Annotated in this window: 18 protein-coding genes; 1 reads left to right on the top strand and 17 read right to left on the bottom strand. The window is 58.1% G+C overall.

All coding sequences use genetic code 11. The features are described from left to right. Nucleotides 1–3: 3 nt before the first annotated feature. The 17 genes from PSH73_RS08510 to mtnA all read right to left on the bottom strand — a co-directional run bounded on the left by PSH73_RS08510 (nucleotide 4) and on the right by mtnA (nucleotide 24,016). A complete protein-coding gene (locus PSH73_RS08510) occupies nucleotides 4–1,281 on the bottom strand; it encodes an O-antigen translocase (RefSeq protein ID WP_120732351.1) in 1,278 nt (425 codons plus the stop codon). Further along, nucleotides 1,281–2,402: a DegT/DnrJ/EryC1/StrS aminotransferase family protein gene (locus tag PSH73_RS08505; RefSeq protein WP_120732349.1), complete on the bottom strand. Its 1,122-nt coding sequence runs from the start codon at nucleotides 2,400–2,402 to the stop codon at nucleotides 1,281–1,283. The genes PSH73_RS08510 and PSH73_RS08505 overlap by 1 nt, the downstream gene beginning before the upstream one ends. Nucleotides 2,403–2,501: 99 nt before the next feature. Then, on the bottom strand, nucleotides 2,502–2,906 hold the full coding sequence (locus PSH73_RS08500) for an FdtA/QdtA family cupin domain-containing protein (protein ID WP_120732347.1): 405 nt from the start codon (nucleotides 2,904–2,906) through the stop codon (nucleotides 2,502–2,504). Continuing rightward, nucleotides 2,903–3,469, bottom strand: coding sequence for a dTDP-4-dehydrorhamnose 3,5-epimerase (gene rfbC / locus PSH73_RS08495; protein ID WP_120732345.1), 567 nt, complete (start codon nucleotides 3,467–3,469; stop codon nucleotides 2,903–2,905). The genes PSH73_RS08500 and rfbC overlap by 4 nt, the downstream gene beginning before the upstream one ends. Continuing rightward, entirely contained in the window at nucleotides 3,466–4,359 is an 894-nt protein-coding gene (gene rfbA, locus PSH73_RS08490) for a glucose-1-phosphate thymidylyltransferase RfbA (RefSeq protein ID WP_120732343.1), read from the bottom strand. Before rfbA ends, rfbC begins: the two co-directional genes overlap by 4 nt. Before the next feature lie 506 nt (nucleotides 4,360–4,865). Further along, nucleotides 4,866–5,036, bottom strand: coding sequence for a hypothetical protein (locus PSH73_RS26995; protein WP_198792383.1), 171 nt, complete (start codon nucleotides 5,034–5,036; stop codon nucleotides 4,866–4,868). A gap of 680 nt (nucleotides 5,037–5,716) precedes the next feature. Continuing rightward, nucleotides 5,717–5,950: a lipopolysaccharide assembly protein LapA domain-containing protein gene (locus PSH73_RS08480; RefSeq protein WP_120732339.1), complete on the bottom strand. Its 234-nt coding sequence runs from the start codon at nucleotides 5,948–5,950 to the stop codon at nucleotides 5,717–5,719. A gap of 25 nt (nucleotides 5,951–5,975) precedes the next feature. Beyond that, on the bottom strand, nucleotides 5,976–6,272 hold the full coding sequence (gene ihfB, locus PSH73_RS08475; protein WP_032888918.1) for an integration host factor subunit beta: 297 nt from the start codon (nucleotides 6,270–6,272) through the stop codon (nucleotides 5,976–5,978). A 329-nt stretch (nucleotides 6,273–6,601) separates the two neighbouring features. Next, complete coding sequence (rpsA, locus tag PSH73_RS08470; RefSeq protein WP_029298694.1) at nucleotides 6,602–8,296, bottom strand: 30S ribosomal protein S1; 1,695 nt, start codon at nucleotides 8,294–8,296, stop codon at nucleotides 6,602–6,604. 121 nt (nucleotides 8,297–8,417) lie between these two features. Next, nucleotides 8,418–9,107, bottom strand: a complete 690-nt coding sequence (cmk, locus tag PSH73_RS08465; RefSeq protein ID WP_029298696.1) for a (d)CMP kinase — start codon at nucleotides 9,105–9,107, stop codon at nucleotides 8,418–8,420. Next, nucleotides 9,104–11,314, bottom strand: a complete 2,211-nt coding sequence (locus tag PSH73_RS08460; protein WP_264083209.1) for a bifunctional prephenate dehydrogenase/3-phosphoshikimate 1-carboxyvinyltransferase — start codon at nucleotides 11,312–11,314, stop codon at nucleotides 9,104–9,106. Before PSH73_RS08460 ends, cmk begins: the two co-directional genes overlap by 4 nt. A gap of 28 nt (nucleotides 11,315–11,342) precedes the next feature. After that, nucleotides 11,343–12,455 carry a histidinol-phosphate transaminase gene (gene hisC / locus PSH73_RS08455; protein WP_120732337.1) on the bottom strand — a complete coding sequence of 371 codons (1,113 nt, stop codon included), beginning with the start codon at nucleotides 12,453–12,455 and terminating at the stop codon, nucleotides 11,343–11,345. A gap of 9 nt (nucleotides 12,456–12,464) precedes the next feature. Continuing rightward, nucleotides 12,465–13,559 (bottom strand): prephenate dehydratase, encoded by a 1,095-nt coding sequence (gene pheA / locus PSH73_RS08450; RefSeq protein WP_025113086.1) that lies wholly within the window; start codon nucleotides 13,557–13,559, stop codon nucleotides 12,465–12,467. Continuing rightward, the gene (gene serC, locus PSH73_RS08445) at nucleotides 13,559–14,644 is read right to left on the bottom strand and encodes a 3-phosphoserine/phosphohydroxythreonine transaminase (protein WP_305462224.1); all 1,086 of its coding nucleotides are present in this window, start codon (nucleotides 14,642–14,644) and stop codon (nucleotides 13,559–13,561) included. The genes pheA and serC overlap by 1 nt, the downstream gene beginning before the upstream one ends. Before the next feature lie 227 nt (nucleotides 14,645–14,871). Then, on the bottom strand, nucleotides 14,872–17,526 hold the full coding sequence (gyrA, locus tag PSH73_RS08440; RefSeq protein WP_057439222.1) for a DNA gyrase subunit A: 2,655 nt from the start codon (nucleotides 17,524–17,526) through the stop codon (nucleotides 14,872–14,874). A 332-nt stretch (nucleotides 17,527–17,858) separates the two neighbouring features. Then, nucleotides 17,859–22,790, bottom strand: a complete 4,932-nt coding sequence (locus tag PSH73_RS08435) for a membrane-targeted effector domain-containing toxin (RefSeq protein ID WP_305462222.1) — start codon at nucleotides 22,788–22,790, stop codon at nucleotides 17,859–17,861. Between the two features lie 149 nt (nucleotides 22,791–22,939). Then, nucleotides 22,940–24,016 (bottom strand): S-methyl-5-thioribose-1-phosphate isomerase, encoded by a 1,077-nt coding sequence (gene mtnA / locus PSH73_RS08430; protein WP_057439224.1) that lies wholly within the window; start codon nucleotides 24,014–24,016, stop codon nucleotides 22,940–22,942. 109 nt (nucleotides 24,017–24,125) lie between these two features. On the opposite strand from mtnA, the gene PSH73_RS08425 reads away from it, so the two are divergent. After that, nucleotides 24,126–25,457 (top strand): TRZ/ATZ family hydrolase, encoded by a 1,332-nt coding sequence (locus PSH73_RS08425; RefSeq protein ID WP_057958895.1) that lies wholly within the window; start codon nucleotides 24,126–24,128, stop codon nucleotides 25,455–25,457. Nucleotides 25,458–25,508: the final 51 nt, after the last annotated feature.

Here is a 25,508-nt window from a genome sequence, read left to right as displayed (position 1 = left end):
ACCTTACTCAACTACAGCGGAGGAAGTTCTGCGCATCGTTCTAAAATACCCTGCCACGCACGCGATCATGACGATCCAATAAAGTGCATAGTTTAGCGCATAGGCCATCACCACGCCTTCCAAGCCAACTTGACGAACAAAAAACCACGCCAGCAGTACATAGGATGCGGAAAAAACAATCTCCGTAACGATGTAGGTCTTGTACATCGCTTTGCCCAAAAGCAAATAGGCAAGAATCCAACTACCAATTTTCAGTGCATCACCCACCATTTGCCAGGCAAACAGTTCCCGTACCGGAGAAAAGTCCGTGGTAAACAATAAAAATATTATCAAATCCCGAGCAACGTACATCGCAACACCAGCTAAAACAGCAACCGGAAGAATAATCCTGTAGCCTTGCTTAATTTCGTAAATCAGCTCTCTGGCTGTACGGAGTTCGGACAGCCGTGGCAAATAATAAACACCCAGCGTTGTGGTAACCAATAGAAGATAGGCAGCGCTGAGCCTAAGCATTGCTTCCCAATAACCTGCTGCCTCCCAACCAAGCATTGAAACAATATCATTTCGAATAAGTATCGTGCTAATGGGCATACACACAGCAGAGGTCAATGCCATGGCAGTGAATTTCGCCAAACGCAATGCAACCGCTCGGTCTACAGCACCAAAAAACAATCCAACTTTAAACCAGACTGTTTTTCGGCAGAGAGTAACGGTAACTAAAAAACTTAATGATTGATATACCGCAAGAGCGACCAATGCGCCAAAAAGCCCAAAATTGATCGCCATTACAGAGGTAACCACCAATGAAAAAAGGCTTCCTCCTATATTCGCAAATACATAAAGAACAATTTCCTTCCGACCATTCAACACTGCGAGTAGCAAAGTATTAAAACTGAAAAATATCAACGTAGCAGCAAAACAAATAAATACGCCTGAGAACTCAGCGTCTCCAAGAACCCAAAACGCCAAGTCTTTACTAAACAATGCTATCAACAGTGAAGAAATTGTTGCACCTACCAGCACAATAGTGCCGGACGTCCTCCATAAAGCATGTAGTCGGGGTTCGTCCCCGGCATACTCTGCTGTATATTTAGTCACCCCATTATTGATGGCACCGCTGGCAAATGTGGTCAGCATCTGTACGACGTTCTGAAACTGACCGATTGCGGCATAACCACCAGGCCCGACGTAAACGGCCAGTAACTTGTTCAGCCCCAGTAGTGTCAACATTTTTATGGCAACGGCGATGCCATTTAAAAGGCTGGTTTTAACAAGATTCATCAATTTCGACCAAAACTATTACATGCTGAGACAATAGTCTGCGCCTCCACTATCGACAGCGTAGGGCCAATTGGCAAACTTAATATACGTTGATGCATACATTCCGCAACAGGATAGGAATGGCCCGCAAGTTCCGAATATGCTTGTTGTTTATGAGGGGGAATGGGGTAGTGGATCAATGTTTGTATGCCATGCTCCGCAAGATGTTTTTGAAGCTCATCTCGTTGCTCGCACAACACCGTATAAACATGCCACACATGGCTGGAGTTGCTTGACGCATCAAACGTTAACGCGACAGGCAGAGTAATCAGAGGATTCACGATTGTCGCAGTATACAACTGTGCAATTTCACGACGATAAGCGGTTTGCGCATCCAGATACTTAAGCTTGACCGAGAGGCAGGCCGCTTGAATCTCATCAAGCCGACTATTTACACCGCAATAGGTATTCTTGTACTTCTCATACGACCCATAATTACCTAACGCTCGGATCGTAGCGGCCAACTTATCATCATTGGTTGTCACGGCCCCAGCATCACCTAAAGCGCCGAGATTTTTTCCTGGATAGAAGCTGAACCCTGATGCATCCCCCCAACTGCCAGCTTTTTTTCCATCAATATGGGCACCATGAGCCTGCGCTGAATCCTCCAGCACCAATAGGCCATGTCGTTTGGCAACGTCCATAATCTTGGGCATGTCAGCCATTCGACCATAAAGGTGAACAGGAAGAATCGCCTTGGTCTTATTCGTAATCGCTGATTCGACTTTAACCGGGCAGAGATTCCGTGTGTCGGGATCCGGCTCGACCAGTACAGGAACCAATCCATTTTCGGAAATAGCCAGGACACTAGCGATATAGGTATTGGAGGGAACTATAACTTCATCCCCTTCACTCATGGCGCCGAGTTCTTTCCAAGCTCTGATAACCAAAACCAAAGCGTCAAGGCCGTTAGCCACACCAATGCAGTGTCGAGTACCGCAATAGGCCGCAAATTCGCGTTCAAAAACCTGAAGTTCAGTTCCTCCGATATACCAACCAGAGTCAACAACACGAGCGCACGCGGCGATCAACTCATCACGGCAAAGGCTGTTTATATCTTTTAACTCTAAAAACTTTATCATATCGCAATTACCTGATCATTCCGGCCAAACAACAAACTAAAAATCGACTCAACGCATTAGCTCGTAATCGTGATGCGCTCTATTGTAATCGAGAGAGTATCAGTATGACTTGGCCAGCAACTTAAAGTCGGAATAACTACGAATGTAATCTTGTTCATCGTAGAGCTCACTCGCCAACACAAGCAGGACACAATCCGGGCTGAAATGATGCATTTCACGCCAAATCATCTTCCTGATGAGAATCGCCTTGACAGGAGAATCCAGCCAAACCTCTTCTTGATTGATTCCATCATCCAATTTCATGAGGCATCGACCCGATATGCAAACCGCAACTTGCATCAGTTCTTTGTGAGCATGAAAACCACGAGCTACGTCTTCCCGGGTTTGGGTAAGGTAATAAACTCGCTTGATTTCGAAAGGAATATTCTTGTTATTCTCTAGAGCGATCAACTGGCCTCGCTCATCCCCTTTCGCCTGGATGTTCAAAATCTCGATCAAACTCATTGCTGCGCCTCCAAAAACGCATCCAACCCAGGCGCACTATCGTCTTTTTCACTGACGAGGCAATCCCCCACATCTGGCCAATTAATGCTCAGTGCCGGGTCACTCCAATGAAGCGCGCCTTCCGACTCCTTCGCGTAGTAATCAGTGGTTTTGTACAGAAAATGAGTGTCGTCTTCTAGCGCGATAAAGCCATGTGCGAACCCTTCTGGGATCCACAGCATATGGTTGTTGGTCGTATTCAGGTGCACACCGACCCATTTCAAATACGTGCCGGACTCGGGCCGAATATCCACCGCCACATCAAATGCAGCCCCCCGCACCACACGTACGAGCTTGCCTTGGGCATGGGGAGCACGCTGGAAGTGCAACCCCCTCAGCACACCCTTCGCCGAGCAGGAGTGATTATCCTGAACAAACGCTCGAGGAACGGACAGCCCTAACTCTTTAAGTGCTGTATGAAACCGCTCTTCGTTAAAGCTTTCCATAAACCAGCCGCGATCATCGCCAAAAACCTTCGGTTCAATGATTACAACGTCAGGAATAGCAGTCTGAATCAGTTTCATGCCTTTGAAGCCTCTTCCAGAAGTTTCTGTAAGTACTGGCCATAGCCTGTCTTTTTCAGCTTTTCCGCCTGAGCCCCCAGTTGCTCTGGGGTGATCCAGCCTTTATGGAAAGCAATTTCTTCAAGGCAGGCGACTTTCAACCCCTGGCGGTGCTCAATGGTATGGACGAAATGACTCGCCTCCAGGAGCGACTCATGAGTACCCGTGTCCAGCCAGGCAAAACCACGGCCCAGCATCTCGACGGTTAACGACTTGTCATCCAGATAGGCGCGGTTGACGTCAGTGATCTCAAGCTCGCCACGGGGAGATGGCTTGATGCTTTTAGCAATTTCCACGACTCGGTTGTCGTAGAAGTACAAGCCTGTTACTGCATAGTTGGACTTCGGCTTGGCAGGTTTTTCTTCGATACTCAGCGCCCGGCCGTTGGCGTCAAACTCAACAACACCAAAACGCTCAGGATCTGATACATGATAGCCAAAGACTGTCGCACCAGACGCCTGGGACATGGCAGATCGCAAGTTATCGGAAAAGTGCTGGCCGTAGAAAATATTGTCGCCAAGGATCAGGCAGCAAGGATCCTCACCAATAAACTCCTCGCCAATCAGGAAGGCCTGGGCCAATCCGTCAGGGCTGGGTTGCTCGGCATAGCTGAGCTGGATGCCGTACTGGCTACCGTCTCCCAGGAGCTTTTTAAAGCAAGGCAGATCTTCCGGGGTAGAGATGATCAAAATTTCGCGCATGCCAGCCAGCATCAACACGGACAGCGGATAGAAAATCATCGGCTTGTCGAAAATAGGCAACATTTGCTTGGATACACCCAGTGTCAGCGGGTGCAAACGCGTCCCGGAGCCGCCAGCGAGGATGATGCCTTTACGCTTGATGTCCGTCATATTTGTAAGACTTCCTTAAATATCTGCATTACACCAAGCCACACATGTTTGAGCAGGTGAAAAATAGAGCGTAGCTTCTCGGTATTGAGCTGCAATTTCAATGTCTGTGGCCGGCAATTCGAAGTCACCAATATAAAAATTTAATCTCTTCGGGGGAGAACTCTCACCTGCAACTGCTTCCTGCACGCCGCAGACAACCCTCTGCGCCAAGAATGACCGAATGAGCCAGGCTGATCGAATCGCGTAATTATGATCCATCCACTGCCGGTGGCTGCCGTTTTTTTATGAATCAGATGCCAGCAGCAACGGCTGACCCTGGACATCAGCCGAGATGTGAGGGCGAAAACTGCTTATCCCGCTGGGCTATAGACAACAAGTTGCAGGCTAGTTTCCTTATAAAATAAAATCCTGCATTGCCTGGGGAAGACATTGCGGATCGACGGCTTGTTCAAACCTGCATCGCTACCCACCTGGGTTGGCGAGCCGGGCTCCTTCGCACGAGCCGGCTACACCCCCGTCTGGAACAGGTCCGCGTTTTCACGACGATCGGAACGCTCCGTGGCAATCGCGTAATAGGTGAAACCATTCAGAATGGCGACGCCATCAACGCCTCTCGAATAAATCATCACAAGCTTGATATAAGCACTGAGGAAGTCGACCTTCTTGGGATCGGGCAAAATGAGCTCAATAGGGTCACGATTAAACTCCTCGAAACTCTGCCTCAAGGTCCGGCCAGGCTGCTCAAAGGCCTCGAACAGCTTCTGGTTTGAGCGGAAAACCCCAAGTGAGTATCGGAGGATTTCAATGAAGCCCCCACTCTGACGAGAGCGTCACCAGAAGGAAGCGTATAAATCTCGGAGCGATTCAAAACATTCAGTCCGTTAATTGCAGCCGGGCGCAACATACTACTGACTTCGTATTGAGGAGGCGCAGCAAGACCATGACTCACTCTTTCCGCTTCCAGATAGCCTGAGAACGTGCAACAAGGTCAATCTCTCCGGACCAAAAAATCGGGGGCGCGCGGAAGCTCCTACGCACAACAAAACCCTACCCTCAAAGAGAAACTGCGGGCTCGTTATGCAGACGACCTTGTGGTTTTTTATATTTATGAGGGGCGACCAAATAGCCCAGCTTCGCTGCCAGGCAGATGCCACACAAAATGACCGCAATCTCGTCGTAGATTGCAAAACTAGACATGCCTGCAGGCAATTCCTATTTCGCGACTCAATTGCACGATAAATGATTATAGGGAGCCCTAAAGCCATTACTTCCCGACGGCACAGCAGCGCTCAACGCATCGCAGCCCGTAGCACCAGCGCGCTACAGGCGACAGACGGTCTCCACCACGAGATCAACCCTACAACGCTGGGGTCTGACGTTTTCTGGGTCGAATCAGCAAGCCGAGGACCGGCCCCACCAACATCCCAACAATCAACGCCAACGTCACAAACACCGACACCGGCAGCTCCGGCGTAGACCACCCCAAGAACGCCAGGGCGACGTCTTGCTGGTTTTCCAGTACGAATGCCAGGATCGCCAAGGCGACGATCAGCACTATCAGTACCAGGGCGACGCGCTTAACACCGCGCATAAACTTCTCCTATCCCCAAAAAAGCTCAGACGCCGTCTTCTTCGTCTTCGTTCACTCGATCACGCAATTCCTTGCCCGGCTTGAAATGGGGCACGAATTTGCCGTCAAGGCTGACCGACTGGCCGGTTTTTGGGTTGCGGCCCACGCGTGGTGCGCGGTAGTGCAGCGAAAAGCTACCAAAGCCGCGGATCTCTATTCGGTCACCCGTGGCCAGGCACTGGGACATTTGTTCAAGCATGGTCTTGATGGCCAACTCCACATCCTTGGATGAGAGCAGCCCTTGATGGGTGACAATTCGTTCGATCAACTCCGACTTCGTCATATTTTTCCCTTCTTTTTCAAGCAGCTAGGAAAAGCGCTCCGAAGGTTTTAGCATGACCAGATGAATTTGAACAGCCTGTGGCTTGACTTATCTTGCGTAAACTATGGCAGCCCTCACAGAATCCGCGATAACAGCAGATAGCCCCCAGGAAGCCACAGCAGACGTCTTACCGACAAACCGCTGTCAGTGCCGGAATCAGCAACCCTAAGCCCGTACGCAGCCTCAGCCCGCCCCCATTGCATAGACCAATCGCACCCAAGGGCAAAACCCAAATTCCAGACACAAAAAAGGGCGACCGAAGTCGCCCTTTTTCTATGGTCTGACAGAACTTAGTTCTGTTTTTCCATCTGTGCACGCAACAGGTCGCCCAGAGTGGTCGGACCCGAAGCAATGTCAGAGGTAGCTGGCTTGTCGCGCAGGCTCTGGATTGCTTCTTTCTCTTCGATCTCGTCTTTCGACTTGATGGAGAGTTGGATTACGCGGCTCTTGCGGTCAACGCTGATGATCTTGGCTTCTACTTCCTGGCCTTCTTTCAGAACGTTACGCGCGTCTTCAACGCGATCACGGCTGATTTCGGAGGCTTTCAGAGTCGCTTCGATATCGTCACCCAAAGTGATGATGGCGCCTTTAGCGTCAACTTCCTTCACGATGCCTTTAACGATTGCACCCTTGTCGTTCTCTTGAACGTACTCGGAGAACGGATCGCTTTCCAGTTGCTTGATACCCAGGGAGATGCGCTCGCGCTCTGGGTCAACCGACAGGATAACGGTGTCCAGCTCGTCGCCCTTCTTGAAACGACGAACAGCTTCTTCGCCAACTTCGTTCCAGGAGATGTCGGACAGGTGAACCAGGCCGTCGATACCGCCGTCCAGACCAATGAAGATACCGAAATCGGTGATCGACTTGATGGTGCCGGAGATTTTATCGCCCTTGTTGAACTGGCCAGAGAAATCTTCCCATGGGTTAGATTTGCACTGCTTGATGCCCAGGGAGATACGACGACGCTCTTCGTCGATGTCCAGAACCATAACTTCCACTTCGTCGCCGACTTGTACGACTTTCGAAGGGTGGATGTTCTTGTTGGTCCAGTCCATTTCGGAAACGTGTACCAGGCCTTCCACGCCTTCTTCCAGCTCTGCGAAGCAGCCGTAGTCGGTCAGGTTGGTAACACGCGCGGTTACGCGAGTGCTTTCTGGGTAACGGGCTTTGATAGCAACCCATGGATCTTCACCCAGTTGCTTCAGGCCCAGGGAAACACGGTTGCGCTCGCGATCGTATTTCAGAACCTTGACATCGATCTCGTCGCCAACGTTGACGATTTCGGAAGGATGCTTGATGCGCTTCCAAGCCATGTCGGTAATGTGCAGCAGGCCATCGACGCCACCCAGATCGACGAATGCGCCGTAATCGGTGAGGTTCTTGACGATACCTTTGACTTGTTGGCCTTCCTGCAGGGATTCCAGCAGAGCTTCACGCTCGGCGGAGTTCTCTGCTTCCAGGACGCTGCGACGGGAAACGACAACGTTGTTGCGCTTCTGGTCGAGCTTGATGACCTTGAATTCGAGCTCTTTGCCTTCCAGGTGCGTGGTGTCGCGCACTGGACGAACGTCAACCAAAGAACCTGGCAGGAACGCACGGATGCCGTTAACGTCGACTGTGAAGCCGCCTTTAACCTTACCGTTGATAACGCCCTTGACCACTTCTTCAGCTGCGAAGGCTGCTTCCAGAACAATCCAGCATTCAGCGCGCTTGGCTTTTTCACGGGAGAGCTTGGTTTCACCGAAGCCGTCTTCAACCGAGTCCAGAGCAACGTGAACTTCGTCACCGACATTGATAGTCAGGTCGCCAGCGTCGTTGTAGAACTGCTCAAGCGGGATGAGTGCTTCAGACTTCAGACCAGCGTGAACGGTTACCCAGCGAGCTTGGTAATCGATATCAACGATAACACCGGTGATGATGGAGCCAGCCTGAAGATTCAGGGTTTTTAGGCTTTCTTCAAAGAGTTCCGCAAAGCTTTCGCTCATTTTAATTCCTGTTGATAAGGGCGAAGAATACGCCCATCTGCCACACCCCAGACGGTGTGGGTTACGTTCATATAAGAGAAGAAGCGCAGGTCTAGGACTGGTCCCCTGCACTTCCTCTAAGTCATCCGGCGATATCGCGCAGGGCGATTTCACTCAAGATGCGTTCCAGCACCTGCTCGATGGACAATTCCGTGGAGTCCAGCTGTATGGCGTCAGCCGCCGGTTTGAGCGGGGCTACCGCACGCTGGGTGTCACGCTCATCGCGCGCACGAATCTCATCTAGCAGACTCGACAGACTAACACCATCCACCTTGCCCTTCAACTGCAAGTAACGGCGGCGTGCCCGTTCCTCGGCGCTGGCCGTCAGGAAAATCTTCAGCGGCGCCTCGGGAAACACCACGGTGCCCATGTCGCGACCATCGGCCACCAGGCCCGGCGGCTCCTGGAAAGCCCGCTGGCGCTGGAGCAATGCATCACGCACGGCAGGCAACGCAGCAACCTGGGACGCCCAGGAGCCGACCTGCTCGTTGCGCAGATCATCCGTCACATCATCCCCTTCCAGGATAATGCGCAGGGAGTGACCTTCGGTCGCACCGACGAACTGCACATCCAGGTGCGCCGCCAGCAGCACCAACGAGGCTTCGTTGGTCAGGTCGACGCCGTGATTGCGCGCCGCGAAAGCCAGCAGGCGATACAACGCCCCGGAATCCAGCAGGCACCAACCCAGGCGCTTGGCCAACAGGCCCGCGACAGTGCCTTTGCCAGAGCCGCTTGGCCCGTCGATGGTAATCACCGGTGCTTTGATATTCACAATTGAGCCTCTTGGGCAACACGCATGCCGACTTGGGCAGACAGTGTAAGAAAATTCGGAAAAGATGTAGCTACGTTGGCACAGTCATGGATACGAATCGGCGCAGTGGCGCGCAGGGATGCCACGCTGAATGCCATGGCAATCCGATGATCGCCGTGGGCATGCACCTCACCACCGGTCATGCCGCCGCCATCAATGATAATCCCATCAGGGGTCGGCACACACTTCACCCCCAGCGCCAGCAGACCGTCGGCCATCACCTGGATGCGATCGGACTCCTTGACCCGCAACTCTTCGGCGCCACGCAATACCGTGCGCCCTTCGGCGCAGGCAGCGGCGACAAACAACACCGGAAACTCGTCGATAGCCAGGGGCACCAGGGCCAGGGGAATCTCGATACCCTTGAGCCGTGCGGCGCGCACACGCAGGTCTGCAACCGGCTCGCCGCCCACTTCACGGGGGTTTTCCAGGGTAATGTCTGCCCCCATCAGGCGCAGGATATCGATCACCCCGGTGCGGGTCGGATTGATCCCCACATGCTCCAACAACAACTCGGAACCCTCGGCAATCGAAGCCGCCACAAGGAAAAACGCCGAAGAGGAAATATCGCCCGGCACCTCAATGCGGGTTGCCACCAACCCATGACCTGACTCAACCGCTGCCGTCGCCCCCTTAACCTCCACCGGGCAACCAAAACCGCGCAACATGCGCTCAGTATGATCGCGGGTGGGCGCAGGCTCGGTCACCGCCGTCCGGCCTTCGGCGTATAGCCCCGCCAGCAACAGGCTGGATTTGACCTGGGCACTGGCCATCGGCAGCGTGTAATTCATACCCTTGAGCACCTGCCCGCCACGAATAGTCAGCGGCGGCTGCCCCTGGGGCCCGGTCTCGATCACCGCACCCATTTCTCGCAACGGCTTGGCCACACGATTCATCGGGCGCCTGGACAGCGAGGCATCACCGGTCAGGACGCTGTCAAAACGCTGCGCCGCCAATAAACCGGACAACAGACGCATGGACGTACCCGAGTTACCGAGATAAATCGGACCCGGCGCAGGCTTCAAGCCGTGCAGGCCAACGCCATGGATAGTCACCCGCCCATGGTGCGGGCCCTCGATCACCACGCCCATGTCGCGGAACGCCTGCAGGGTCGCCAGGGCATCTTCACCCTCGAGAAACCCTTCGACCTCGGTAATACCCTCCGCCAGCGACCCGAGCATGATCGAGCGATGGGAAATGGATTTATCCCCCGGCACCCGGATATTGCCGCTCAACTGCCCGCCCGGATTGGCGACAAACACCACATCATCCGCATTGGCGGCAGCATCCATATACGCCCGGCGCGCGAGAATCTTGCTGAAGTGCTCCCGCGCCACTCGCGCCCGGGTAAAGACGCCCAGCAACTGGTGCCCATCTCCCGCATCGACCGCGTCGCGCAAGGCGTCGAGGTCACTGCGAAAGGTGTCCAGGGTGCGCAACACGGCCTCGCGGTTGGCGAGAAAGATGTCGTGCCACATCACCGGATCGCTCCCGGCAATTCGCGTGAAATCGCGAAAACCGCCGGCGGCGTAACGGAAAATCTCCAGGTTCTCGTTGCGCTTGGCCAGAGAATCCACCAGGCCAAAAGCCAGCAGATGCGGCAGATGGCTGGTCGCCGCCAGCACTTCATCATGGCGCTCGACCTGCATATGCTCGACATCCGCGCCCAGTTCGCGCCACAGCCGATCCACCACGGCCAGGGCCGCCGGGTCGGTTTCTGCCAGCGGCGTGAGGATCACCTTGTGCCGCCGGAACAGCTGGGAGTTGGACGCTTCCACCCCACTCTGCTCGGAACCGGCAATCGGATGCCCCGGCACGAACCGCGCCGGCATGCCGCCAAACGCCAGGCGCGCCGCGCGCACTACATTGCCCTTGGCGCTGCCGACATCCGTGAGGATCGCCTGCCCCAGATCCATGCCGGCCAACAACGCCAACAGTTTTTCCATGGCCAGGATCGGCACCGCCAACTGAATGACATCAGCGCCCTGGCAGGCAACGGCCAAGTCCGCCTCACAGCGGTCCACCACCCCCAGCTCTACCGCCAACTGGCGCGATTGCGGGTCCAGGTCCACACCGACCACTTCGCCACACAGGCCGCTTTCGCGCAGGCCCTTGGCAAAGGAGCCGCCAATCAATCCCAGACCGACCACCACCAGGCGACCGATCACAGGCACAGCAGGTTGCATTGCAATCACATCAACCACGGGCCAGGACCTTGGCCAACGCCTCAAGGAAGCGACTGTTTTCAGCCGGCAAACCGATGGTGATGCGCAAGTGGTTCGGCATGCCGTAATTGGCCACCGGACGCACGATCACGCCTTCGCGCAGCAGACCCTGGAAGACCGGGGCGGCCTCTTGGGCGAGATCCACGCAGACAAAGTTGCCCTTGGACGCAATCCAGCTCAGACCCAGTTCGCGGAAGCCTTGCTGCAGCTGCTGCATGCCGCTTTCGTTGATCCGTCGCCCCTCTTCCAGGTACTCGGCATCCTTGAGCGCCGCACAAGCCGCCGCCAATGCCAGGCTGTTGACGTTGAACGGCTGGCGCACGCGATTCAGCACATCCGCGACGACGGCTGTGGATAACCCGTAGCCGACCCGCAGCGACGCCAGGCCGTAGGCCTTGGAGAAGGTGCGCGATACCAGCAGGTTCGGGTAGGCCGCAAGAAAGTCCAGGCCGTCGGGCAGGTCGCCGCCCTCGGCATACTCGATGTAAGCCTCGTCCAACACCACCAGCACATGCTCAGGCACATCCTGCAGGAACTCGTTCAGCGCGTCGGCACCGAACCAGGTACCGGTCGGGTTGTTCGGGTTGGCGATAAACACCACGCGGGTCTGGGCATCGATGGCCGCCAGCATGGCCGGCAGGTCATGCCCCCAGTCCTTGGCCGCAATCACCCGCGCCTCGGCACCGACCGCCTGGGTGACAATCGGATACACCGCAAACGCGTGCTCACTGAATACCGCGTTCAGGCCAGGGGCCAGATAGGCACGCGCCACCAGCTCCAGGATGTCGTTGGAACCGTTGCCCAGGGTGACCTGGCTCAACTCGACCCGGCAGCGCTCGGCCAACAGGGACTTGAGCGCAAAGCCGTTACCGTCGGGGTAACGCGTCAGCTCCGCCAGTTCTTCACGGATCGCCGCCAGCACCTTGGGGCTTGGGCCCAACGGGTTTTCATTACTCGCCAGCTTGACGATCTTCGCCGGATCCAGATTCAACTCGCGCGCCAACTCGTCCACAGGCTTGCCCGGAACGTAAGGCGAGAGTTGTTGCACGCCCGGCTGCGCCAGGGCGAGGAAGTTGCCACTCATGTCAAAGCCTCACAAAACCGCTTTCGGGTAAGAGCCCAGCACCTTGAGTGCCACGGCTTCCTGACTGATTTTCTCCAGCACACTCTTGACCAGCGGATCACGGTGGTGGCCGACGAAGTCGATAAAGAACACATAGGTCCATTTACCGCTGCGCGAAGGACGCGTCTCGATGCGTGTCAGGTCTATCCCGTTGTCGTGGAACGGCACCAGCAGTTCATGCAGCGCGCCAGGCTTGTTGCTCATGGAGACAATGATCGAGGTCTTGTCGTCGCCGGTTGGAGGCACTTCCTGGTTGCCGATCATCAAAAAGCGCGTGGAGTTATCCGGGCGATCCTCGATTTTCTCGGCCAGGCGCGTCAGGCCGTACAGGCCAGCCGCCATATCCCCGGCAATCGCCGCCGAGTTCCACTCACCCTTGACCCGCTTGGCCGCTTCGGCGTTGCTGGACACCGCCACGCGCTCGACATTCGGGTAATGGGCATCCAGCCACTTGCGGCACTGGGCCAGGGACTGGGCGTGGGAGTAAATGCGGCTGATGCTGTCGGTCTTGGTGTTTTCACCCACCAGCAAATGATGGTGAATACGCAGCTCGACTTCGCCACAGATCACCATGTCGTGTTCAAGGAAGCTGTCGAGGGTGTGGTTGACTGCGCCCTCGGTGGAGTTTTCCACCGGCACCACACCAAAATTCACTGCGCCAGCGGCCACTTCACGGAACACTTCGTCGATGGCGGCCATCGGCTTGCTGATCACTGCGTGACCGAAGTGCTTCATGGCCGCCGCCTGGGTGAAGGTCCCCTCGGGGCCGAGGTAAGCCACTTTCAAGGGCTGCTCAAGGGCCAGGCACGAAGACATGATCTCGCGAAACAAGCGCGCCATTTCTTCATTGCCCAGCGGCCCCTGGTTACGCTCCATCACGCGCTTGAGCACCTGGGCTTCGCGCTCCGGACGGTAAAATACCGGCACTTCGCCTTCAGCCAGGGAGGCCATCTTGACCCGCGCCACTTCCTGGGCACACCGCGCCCGCTCACTGATCAGCTCCAGGACTTTGGTGTCCAGGGCGTCAATGCGCACACGCAGGGCCTTGAGTTCTTGCTCAGACATTAGCCGTGTTCCTTTTCGAACTCTGCCATGTAGGCCACCAGCGCCTTGATGGCATTGATGTCGACGGCGTTGTAGATCGAGGCGCGCATGCCGCCTACCGAACGATGGCCCTTGAGGTTCAACAGGCCACGCTCGTCGGCACCGGCCAAAAATGGCTTGTCCAGGCGGTCGTCGGCCAGGCGGAACGGCACGTTCATCCACGAGCGGGCGCTCAGGCTGATCGGGTTGCTGTACAGGCCGCTGGCGTCGATGAAGTCGTACAGGGTGCGCTTCTTCTCTTCGTTGAGCTTGCCCATGGCAGCCACACCGCCCTGCTCCTTGAGCCACTCGAACACCAGGCCCGAGAGGTACCAGGCAAAGGCCGGCGGGGTGTTGTACATCGAGCCATTGTCGGCCGCGACCTTGTAGTTGAGCATGGTCGGGCACACCGAGCGGGCACGCCCGAGCAGGTCTTCACGGATGATGTTGACCAGGATGCCGCTTGGACCGATGTTCTTCTGTGCGCCGGCGTAGATCATGCCGTAGCGCGACACATCCATCGGGCGCGAGAGAATGTCCGAGGACATGTCGCACACCAACGGGACATCACCCACTTCAGGCACCCAGTCGAATTCCAGGCCGCCGATGGTTTCGTTCTGCACGTAGTGAACGTAGGACGCGTCCTTGGACAGCTTCCACTCGTTCTGGCCTGGAATAGCAAAATAATCGTAAGGCTTGGCCGTACCGGCCACGTTGATATTGCCGTAGCGCGAGGCTTCTTCAATGGCCTTCTGCGACCAGATACCGGTGTCGATATAGTCGGCAGTCCCGTCTTCGGGCAACAGGTTCAGCGGCAATTGGGCAAATTGCTGGCTGGCGCCGCCCTGCAGGAACAGCACCTTGTAGTCCGACGGAATGCCCAGCAGGTCACGCAGATCCTGCTCGGCCTTGGTGGCAATGGACACGAACTCATCGCTGCGATGGCTCATTTCCATGACCGAGAGGCCTTTGCCATGCCAGTCGAGGAGTTCACCCTGCGCACGCTGCAGGACTGCTTCAGGAAGTGCCGCGGGACCAGCACAGAAGTTATAGGCTCTCTTGCTCACATCCAATCTCGCTCTGATCTGGTGGTCACATAATTCGTGTTCGACACATAACCCCATGTGGGAGCGGGCGTGCTCGCGAAGGCGGCGTGTCAGGCCACACATGCGCTGACTGATACACCGCCTTCGCGAGCAAGCCCGCTCCCACAAGGGAATGCGCAGTATTGCAAATTTTCAAAGGGGACAAATAACAAGGGGGCGAATCTTCATCCGCCCCCTTGGTTGCCCGCTTATTCCTGCGGTTCTTCTTCGTCTGCGGCAGCATCGAGGGTTGGCTCGTCGACGCTGTCATCGCCGGCTGCGATCACCTCGCCATCGAATTCCTCGCCTTCCAGCTCCTCGCCTTCGACTTCCGATGGCTCCTGGACACGCTCCAGACCCACCAGGGTCTCGTCGCTGGCCAGCTTGATCAAGGTCACGCCCTGGGTGTTACGGCCCAGGCTCGATACTTCATCAACACGGGTACGTACCAGGGTGCCCTGGTCGGAAATCAGCATGATTTCCTCGCCATCGAGCACCTGGACCGCGCCGACCAGACGGCCGTTGCGATCGTTGCTGACCATGGCGATAACACCCTGGCCGCCACGCTTGTACTCGGGGAACTCGCCGATGGCGGTACGCTTGCCATAACCACGGGCCGAAGCGGTGAGGATCTGGCTGCCTTCTTCCGGGATCAGCATGGAAATCAGCTTCTGCCCTTCCGGCAGACGCATGCCGCGCACACCACGGGCGGTACGGCCCATGGCACGCACGTCGGATTCCTTGAAGCGTGTCACCTTGCCGCCGTCGGAGAACAGCATGACTTCACGCTCGCCATCGGTAATGGCTGCGGAAATCAGTACGTCGCCTTCGTCCAGCTCCAGGGCGATCAGGCCCACGCTGCGCTGGCGGCTGAAGGATTCCAGCGGGGTCTTCTTCACAGTACCCTTGGCGGTGGCCATGAAGATGAAGTGACCTTCGGTGTATTCCTCGACCGGCAGCATGGTGGTGATGTATTCATCAGTGTCCAGCGGCAACAGGTTGACCAGCGGACGACCACGGGCGGCGCGGGACGCTTCCGGGATCTCGTAGGTCTTGAGCCAGTACACCTTGCCCTTGCTGGAGAACAGCAGCAGCGTGGTGTGGCTGTTGGCTACCAGCAGGTGAGCGATGTAGTCCTCATCCTTGACGCCCGTCGCCGACTTGCCTTTACCACCACGACGCTGGGCCTGGTATGCAGCCAACGGCTGGGTCTTGGCGTAGCCACCGTGGGAAATGGTCACCACGCGCTCTTCTTCCGGGATCATGTCACCCAGGGTCAGGTCGAGGCGCGCATCAAGGATTTCAGTGCGGCGCACGTCGCCGTATTCGGCGCGGATCACTTCCAGCTCTTCGCGGATCACTTCCATCAGGCGCACGGCGCTGTTGAGGATGCGGATCAGCTCGCCGATCTGGTTGAGGATTTCCTGGTACTCGGCCAGCAGCTTTTCGTGCTCGAGGCCGGTCAGGCGGTGCAGGCGCAGTTCCAGGATAGCCTGGGCCTGTTCCGGCGACAGGAAGTACTTGCCATCGCGCAGGCCGTATTGCGGGTCCAGGGTCTCCGGACGGCACGAATCGGCACCGGCACGTTCAACCATCGCTACTACCGCGCTGGATTCCCATGGCATCTTGATCAGTGCTTCCTTGGCTTCCGACGGCGTCGGCGAAGCCTTGATCAGGGCGATGACCGGGTCGATGTTCGACAGTGCAACCGCCTGGCCTTCCAGGATGTGCCCACGTTCACGGGCCTTGCGCAGTTCGAACACGGTACGGCGAGTAACCACTTCGCGACGGTGACGGACGAAGGCTTCCAGCAGATCCTTGAGGTTCAGGATGCGCGGGCGACCGTCGATCAGGGCCACGACGTTGATACCAAACACGCTTTGCAGCTGGGTCTGGGCGTAGAGGTTGTTGAGGATCACCTCAGGCACTTCGCCACGACGCAGCTCGATCACCACGCGCATACCGTCTTTGTCAGACTCGTCGCGCAGTTCAGTGATGCCTTCGAGTTTCTTCTCTTTAACCAGCTCGGCGATCTTCTCGATCAGACGCGCCTTGTTCAACTGGTAAGGCAGCTCGGTGATGACGATCTGCTGGCGGCCACCGACCTTGTCGATGTCTTCGATCATCGAACGGGCGCGCATATAGATGCGGCCACGACCGGTACGATAGGCTTCGATGATGCCGGCGCGACCGTTGATGATTGCGGCGGTCGGGAAGTCCGGGCCGGGGATGTACTGCATCAGCTCATCGACGGTCAGCTCAGGGTTGTCGATAAGCGCCAGGCAACCGTCGATGACTTCACCGAGGTTGTGTGGCGGGATGTTGGTGGCCATGCCCACGGCGATACCGCTGGAGCCGTTGACCAACAGGTTGGGAATACGGGTCGGCATGACCGCCGGGATCATTTCGGTGCCGTCGTAGTTCGGCACCCAGTCCACGGTTTCTTTATGCAGGTCGGCTAGCAGCTCGTGCGCCAGCTTGGTCATGCGTACTTCGGTGTATCGCATGGCTGCGGCGTTGTCGCCGTCCACCGAACCGAAGTTGCCCTGGCCGTCTACCAGCAGGTAGCGCAGGGAGAATGGCTGGGCCATCCGTACGATGGTGTCGTACACCGCAGTGTCGCCGTGAGGGTGATACTTACCGATCACGTCACCGACAACACGGGCAGATTTCTTGTACGGCTTGTTCCAGTCGTTACCCAGCTCGCTCATCGCGAACAGCACACGCCGGTGCACGGGCTTCAAGCCATCGCGCGCATCAGGCAGTGCCCGCCCGACAATTACGCTCATTGCGTAGTCGAGGTAGGACTGTTTCAGCTCGTCTTCGATATTGACCGGGAGGATTTCTTTGGCCAGTTCGCCCATGAGAAGCCTGATTCCTTTTTCGGGTGAAACCTCGTCGCGTCCATATGAGACGAACGAAGCTCGCCGCTGCCGGCAAAGTGCCTGACAACGACTTACGACAAATCAACGAGTTATGACACGGATCTGCACGTTATAGGTAGCCCCTCGGGGCGACCCTGGAAACCGCCGAATGTTATCACAATCGCCGCCACGCACCTATCCCCCTGATGCGCATGGAGTGTAGTTAGTTGACCAGTGACAGGCTGAATGGAGCCGAGAGGCGCTCAGAGACCCAACGGCCTCGCAATTGAGCCCGCAATTGGCTGTATTTCGCCGCGCAAACGCCAATAGGCCTATAAATTGTCAGGCCCTTCAGGCCGACGCGCAGGAGAATGGGTGACATCCAACTCAATTTCCACATCCGGCGCAGCCGCCCCTGAAAACCATCCGCGCCTGCCCGGCGCCCTGAGAACCGTGGGCTGCCCGGCCCTGGCGTCGCTGATGCGCACGCCAATCCCCCCGGTAAGCTCGGCAATTCCCGGCACGCCGTCGGTGGTATTCATGTGGGCTGCTCCAACCCACGCGATCCATCTGCCGCCGTCTTCTGGGTGATAAGCCTGAATCTGACGAACAGCGAAGTAATTCATGTCTTCAATCCGGCTCGACATATCAATCGAAGGCCTGCCGGTGTAGCGATCCCTGCGCAGCGTCAAATAGTCATCATCCAGCCCACGCACCCTCAGGCCACAGGCCTGGGCCCTCCTTGACACCACGCTGCGCGCACTCACCGAACCGGGCGAAACCAATAGCATGGGCGACCCGGTGGCATGGCTACCCTCGATGTACAGCGTGCGAAAGCCGCGATCATAAAGCGCCTGCATCTTATCGGTCAGAAACGTGACACTGGCTTTTTCCGCATGGTTTTCCCCCAGCACCAAACCTTGCACCGATTCCGGCCACCCGCGAATCAGATCATCCACCGTGGCCGACGCCCCCAGAGAAAGCGCCTCGGGCCGAGGAGGTATCTGCACCGTCTCGAAGAATCGCCGACGATCCCGAACAAACCAGGCGTCATAGTAATCGACCGTTGAAGCAGGTAAACCGTGGAAACCGTGGCTGTTGAATCTGTATTGATCTGTTGTCAGATACTCCTCCACAGGCAATTCCATCGAGAGTTTCGAGCCGGATTTCCCCGCGCCCCTGACCCCGATCGAGTGCCAGTGCCCAGACCTGCCGGAGCGCAGAAAACCCACCTCGGTGCGCCGCTGGGCATCAATGACCTGTACGGTCAAACCGCCTTCGCCGTAGAGCTTGAAATCGCTTTTTATGCGCAATACCACTGCATTGCCCTGCCTATCCACCGGGCGAATCAAATACTCACCCGCCTGGGTGCGGTAAATACCCTTGGCATTAGGTTCCAAACCTCGGAGCAACACGACCGCTTCGTCGCGAGGCACGGCACTGGCCTTCCACGCCTCGGGGATGAGCGAGGCTGGCGTTGGCGGGCGCGACGCCTGTAGAAGGGACCGCGCAGGCACTGCCGGCGGGCTGAAAAACGGACTGCGGATCGCCAGGGGCCTGACACCGAGCACCTCGCCCCCCTCAATTACAGCATCCATACTCAGACGCCATCCACCAGGCCCATCACGCAGAACCAGCCCCGGAATAGCCTGACCGCGCGCCCGAAAATTACCCACCGCAGAGTGCGCCAACCGGCTCCAGAGCCGCGGGATCGAAGAGCCCCAATGAAGCCCCCAGGGCAGCATATCCAGCAGCATCCCTGCCACCTCTACCCCAAACATCAACTTATTGAAGGTCGATTGACGACTGACTTGCGCATTCGTATTGGCACCGCGCTGCGCAAGCTCTACCAAGCGAAAAACCTGCAAGTAGTACAGGGCTTGCAGCAGGGACGATCGACAAGGCACCAACTGCACATTCAAGGGCGGCAGACGCTCCAGTGGCTTCACGCCACTGAGGAAAAAAGTCGCCAGGCCCTCAGCGAAAAGCTGATATTTCAAACCCGACGAGACCAGGCTTTCAATCACTTGCTGGGACTTTACGCACAGTCGCTCCAGGAGATAGGCCCGCCACTGCGGCCTGCCGATCAATGCTATCAGCTCGCTATCTCCGGCCAACTCCCGCAAGTCCAGGCCGTCGGGCGCATTGGGTGCATAAAGCACCCGCTCGGCATCTTCTGCGGTCGAGATCACGACCAACCCCTGCACCCACTGGCTCCCCCCGCGCTCAGGCTCGGCGTCAGGCACCCCTAACATCAGGATATTTGCCACGACCGCCCGCCCCTCCACCCGAGGCCGAGCAGCGGGTGCCCATGCCGCCAGCACCGCCTCCACCCATTGCTGCGCACGTTTTTTCGCAGGGTCAGCCGTTAATACCGTTTTATAGATGGCTGGATTGAGCCGTGCCGACTGGGCTGCATACTCCAACGTGGCAGCCTGGCCCGCCATCCATGCCTGTGCCAGCCGCTCGGCCGCCGCCGAGGTGGCAGGCGGCGCGAATGTTTTCTTTAGAACATCCTCGCAATAATGATGACCGGCATCGATTTCTTTTACCCAGCGCTCAATCGTCTCGCGCGACAGCTTAAGCGCCTCGCCACGCACGTCGAACACGCGTCGCCCGTCGGCATACGTCAGGGACGCCTCGATACTGACCCTCGACGTCCAGGCGATGCTCCCTTCCCACGGTTTGAGGTTCTTGAGGGTCAGCTCAGTCAAGCCCATACGTTCGACGTACACGCTTTCAACAGGCGGCGTCACGCCCGGCTGGGACACATAGGTAACCCGAACAGCCTCGGTGCGCACGACGATGATCTTGTCCGGATCGATCTGCTCCACTGCAGAACCGGGCAAACCACGCGCCTCCAAAAAATCTCGCAGCCTGCCTCTGAGCTTCTGCCTGGCATATCCGTGCAACGACTCAAGGCCCTCAAGCAACGCTGCCAGAGCCTGGTTTTTTTCCTGCGCGACCAGCGCCGCCTCCTGCAAGCGCTCCCGATCCGTTGCCGCCAACGCCTTTTGCCAACCCGGCGCCGCCTGTTCTTCCAACAACTGGTTACGCACTACAAAAGCTGGCGCCGTATCCAACTGGGGCGCCAGGTCAATGACTCTGTCCACCGTTCCAGGGCGCAGGCGATTATCAGCCTCAAGCACCAGGCGCAGATCTCGCTGCTGTTTGCTCAGCAAGGCTTCAACCCCGTGGGCGACAAAATCGCCTTCTATTACCTCCGGGACGAGTGCAAGCCGCCCCGTCCAACGGCCGGTTTGCTGGCCACGCACATCGGCTGGCAGGCCACCGGCCAACTGGAGACCTTCAGGTGCACCCTCGTCAAGGCGCCGCCCCACCTCGGCATTAAGGCTGCCCAGGCTCGAAAATGCCTCAAATCCCTGGGCAACCGTCCACAACACCAGCGGCCCGCTGGGCGGGCTGACACTGTCCGGGCTAAGCATAAACGCCGTGGCAAATCGCTCCCCGCCGGTCAAGGTCAGACTGTAGATTCGGGGGCGTTGCGCAAGGGGAAACGCCAGCTCGCGGGCGACAGCAGTGGGGTATTTCAATACCTTGTCGATCAGTTGCCGATGGGACGAGGTCAAAGTGCCATCCATCGTGCGCAAGGCCGATTCGGTCGCCAGTATTTGCTTGCGCACCCGCGTCAGCAAATCGACGGGCGCGCCCTGGTCGCGCTGAGCCGTACTCCAAAATTCGCCCAGCAGCCCGGCAAATTGTTGTTTCAGTGTCGTCACCAGGCTGCTCGGCGTGCCGACCTGCTGCAGCCTGTAACCTTCATCCAGGGTATTGGGTTCTACGTAAAACGCGCCGTCCGCATAGTCTTCAGTACCACCGCCCTCCCATAGCGTATCGAGCAGCGATTCCAGCGTCTGGGACGCATATGGCTGCCCATCGGGTCGAGAACGGGTGAAAAAGATCTGCAGGGGGCTGATCTTCCCGCTGAAGCTGGGGAACAGTGTTTTCAACTGCTGTTGGAAAAACCCATCAAACCCGGGCGCGCCCGCAAGCAATTGCCCCGTCAAACGGTTTAGCTTGTTTATCTGCCGTATCAGGTTCTGTTGCTGGTCGCCCACGGCAATGCCAGCAGAGGGCACCACCGGCAACGTATCAGGGCGAAGCGGGCGCCGGAGCAGGTCCCCCGGCAAGCCTGTGGGCAGCGCCAGCACCTGCGCAACCCGGGTATCAATCCCCGACCGGAGGGGCAAAAAAGCGGCGCGCGCATTGACCCGTTGCTGGGCCAGTTGCTCGTCCAGGACCTGCCCCAACAGAGAACCCCGGGCATCCGGGAGCATCCCCACCAGCCCCCAATACGCGCGCCGCTCCCGGCGCAAGGCAAGCACTTGCTCGCGCTCAGGCTGCGCAACGTTTACGAGGATTTCATCGCGCTCCCCCGCGATTGCCTGCCGCAAGCTGAGAGCGGCCAATATCGCAGAGTCGCTGGCAAACTCCTCCAGGCCGCGCTGCGGGGTATAAAGCAGCACCGGCCGACTTTTGGTCAGCCCTCCCCGCCACGCCAACACAAACGCAGCCGACAGATTGATATCCTGGCCCGCGCCTCTGAGCACCAGGCGAAACATTGCCACCTTGGGCGGGTCGCTCGCGGGTTGGGACTGCTCGGCAAGCAGGCTGCGCGCCAGGGCCCAGCCATCGGCCGTGAGCCCAACCGTCGGATCCGCCAGGTTATCGGCCCTGCGTAACGCCGCTTCTGCCGCCAGTTCACCCTGGCGATAACGCAGCCAGGTGTCACGCGAGGTCAACTCATTGCCTTGGCGAACAGGGTTGTACCAGAACCGGTCCAGGTGCTGGCGGAAATGCTCGAACAGCCCCTTAAGATGCTGATTGAGCACCTCGACGAACGTTTCAGGATCAATATCGAGCAGGCTCTGATGGCCCGCTGCAGGGTTGATCGCAGAAAAACCGTTTATGGAGGAGTCGAGCGGGGCCGCGCCTGACACCAGGGCCTCCTGCATCGCCTGGGTCATTGAACGCGGCGTGACACCGGATGGCAGTTCCTCCAGCAGCCACACCGTATCAGGGTCGATTTCCAGCGCGGGAAATTGGCGATCAAGCGCCTGCTGGAACGCTTCGCCACTGATGCGCGCCAGCGACGGCTGGTGCCGCACCAGGCGTTCGCAGAATGCACTCTCGGCTTGCAGCTGTTGCAGATGCCAGGCCCGGCTGGGCACTGGAAGGACGCCCATCAACTCACGGTCGTCAATGAGCGGGTCAGGCGTGGAAGCAGATGTAACGGTAGACATGAATAGGTGCCCCGAAGGTGATCATGGGCCACGGCCACATCGTCATGCTCGCGGGCGCTGACGCCCACACTCAGAAATGCCGTGACATTGATCACCATCCTGCGAGAACCCCTCGCCCAGACGGCCTTACACTTGTACTACTGACCGCCTCAATGCAGACGCTTGCGGCACATCAACTTTGCCAATTTGGCCGTATCCGGGCGCTCGACGATACCTTTTTCAGTCACGATCACGTCAATCAAGTCGGCCGGGGTCACGTCAAATACCGGGTTAAAAGCCGCTACATCGGCGGCAAAGCGCTGCCCGGCGACTTCCAGCAACTCGCCGGCATCCCGCTCTTCGAGGGCGACGTCATCGCCAGTAGCCATCATCAAGTCCAGGGTAGAGCTGGATGCCACCACCATAAAGCGCACGCCGTGGTGCATGGCACACACCGCCAACTGGTAGGTGCCGATCTTGCTGATCACGTCGCCATTGGCCGCGATGCAGTCGGCGCCGACAATCACCCAGGTCACGCCCTTGGTCTTGAGGATATGCGCACCGGCCGAGTCGGCATTCACCGTGACCGGGATACCCTCGCCCGCCAATTCCCAGGCGGTCAGCCGCGAGCCTTGCAGCCAGGGGCGGGTTTCGTTGGCATAGACCTGCTCGACCATGCCTTCCAGAAACGCCGCACGGATTACCCCGAGCGCAGTACCAACACCGCCGGTGGCCAATGCCCCCGCGTTGCCATGGGTCAGGATGGCCTGGGCATTGCCCTGGTGCTTGCGGATCAACTCGACGCCCAGTTGCGCCATGGTCAGGTTGGCTTCGCGGTCACTTTCATGGATCGCGATGGCTTCGGCCTCCAGCACCGCCAATGGGTCGGCGTGGTTCTTGAGGCGGTCGAGGCGGTCGCGCATGCGCTTGAGGGCCCAGAACAGGTTCGACGCGGTGGGCCGGGAGTCGGCCAGCAGCGCGTAGTCTTCTTCCCACGACGCCTGCCAGTCACCGCCCTCGGCGATGCGCTCGCGGGCGGCGAGCACCAGGCCGTAGGCGGCACTGATGCCGATCGCCGGCGCGCCACGCACCACCATCGCGCGAATGGCTGCAGCCACCTCGTCGACCGTCGCGCATGTCACCCAGCTTTCCCGGGATGGCAGCGCACGCTGATCGAGCAGGTGCAGTGCGCCATCACGCCACTCTATGGCCTTCACTTTCTCTGCTGCCAACAGTCGATCGCGCATCCATCACCCCGTACTCATCAACAAAAGCCGCCGATTATAGCGATCCGCCCGCCAGGGCGCTCGGGTATACTTCGCCCTCTTTATATAACCGCCCCGGACGATGCTCGCTATGACACCACCCGCCGCCCCGCTCGACTTATTGCTGCTGCCAAGCTGGCTGGTACCGGTCGAACCTGCGGGCGTGGTGCTCAAGGCACATGGCCTGGGCATTCGCGATGGGCGCATCGCGTTTATCGGCCCGCGCGACCAGGCGCTGAAGCTGGCGGCCCATGAAGTGCGCGAGCTGCCGGGGGTGCTACTCAGCCCGGGCCTGGTGAATGCCCACGGCCACGCGGCCATGAGCCTGTTTCGCGGCCTGGCCGACGACCTGCCGCTGATGACCTGGCTGCAACAGCATATCTGGCCGGCCGAAGCCAAGTGGGTCGACGAGGCCTTCGTGCGCGACGGCACCGACCTGGCAATTGCCGAGCAAATCAAAGGCGGCATCAGTTGCTTCTCGGACATGTACTTCTTCCCCAAGGTCGCCAGCGAGCGCGTGCATAACAGCGGCATGCGTGCGCAGATTGCGATTCCGATCCTCGACTTCCCGATCCCCGGCGCGGCCACTGCCGACGAGGCAATCCGCCAGGGCGTGGAGCTGTTTGGCGACCTCAAGCATCACCCGCGGATCAAAATCGCCTTTGGCCCCCATGCGCCCTACACCGTCAGCGATGCAAACCTGGAAAAAGTCCGGGTCATCGCCGAGGAGCTGGACGCCGCGATTCATATGCACGTCCACGAAACCGCCGGTGAAGTGCAGCAGTCCGTCGAACAGTACGGCGAGCGGCCCCTGGCCCGCCTTGCACGCCTGGGCTTGCTCGGCCCGCGCTTGCAGGCCGTTCATATGACCCAAATCAGCGAAGAAGACCTGGCGTTGCTGGTAGAAAGCAACAGCAGTGTGATCCATTGCCCGGAATCCAACCTGAAACTGGCCAGTGGCTTCTGCCCGGTGGAACGCCTGTGGCAGGCCGGCGTCAATGTGGCAGTAGGCACCGACGGCGCGGCAAGCAACAATGACCTCGACCTGCTGGGCGAAACCCGCACCGCCGCGCTACTGGCCAAGGCCGTCGCCGGCTCGGCCAGCGCCCTGGATGCCCATCGCGCGCTGCGCATGGCCACCCTCAACGGCGCACGGGCCATGGGCCTGGAAACGGAAATCGGCTCGCTGGAAGTGGGCAAGGCTGCAGATATCGTGGCCTTCGACCTCTCGGGCCTGGCCCAGCAACCGATCTACGATCCGGTGTCACAGCTTATATATGCCACTGGGCGCGATTGTGTGAAACACCTTTGGGTCGGCGGCAAGCAACTGCTCGACGACCGGCAACTGACGCGCATGGATGAACAACAGCTGAGCGCCACGGCCATTGCCTGGGGCCGGCGCATCAGCGGACACCACGAATAACGCCGGCCCCGGATCGAAATTCCTGGCCAGGCAAAACGTTTTATCGGATTT

Origin of the sequence: Pseudomonas sp. FP2294, from assembly GCF_030687625.1 — a bacterium.
GTDB lineage: Bacteria > Pseudomonadota > Gammaproteobacteria > Pseudomonadales > Pseudomonadaceae > Aquipseudomonas > Aquipseudomonas shahriarae.
The sequence above is the reverse complement of the archived record's forward strand: the minus strand, read 5'-3'. Positions and strand labels throughout refer to the sequence as shown.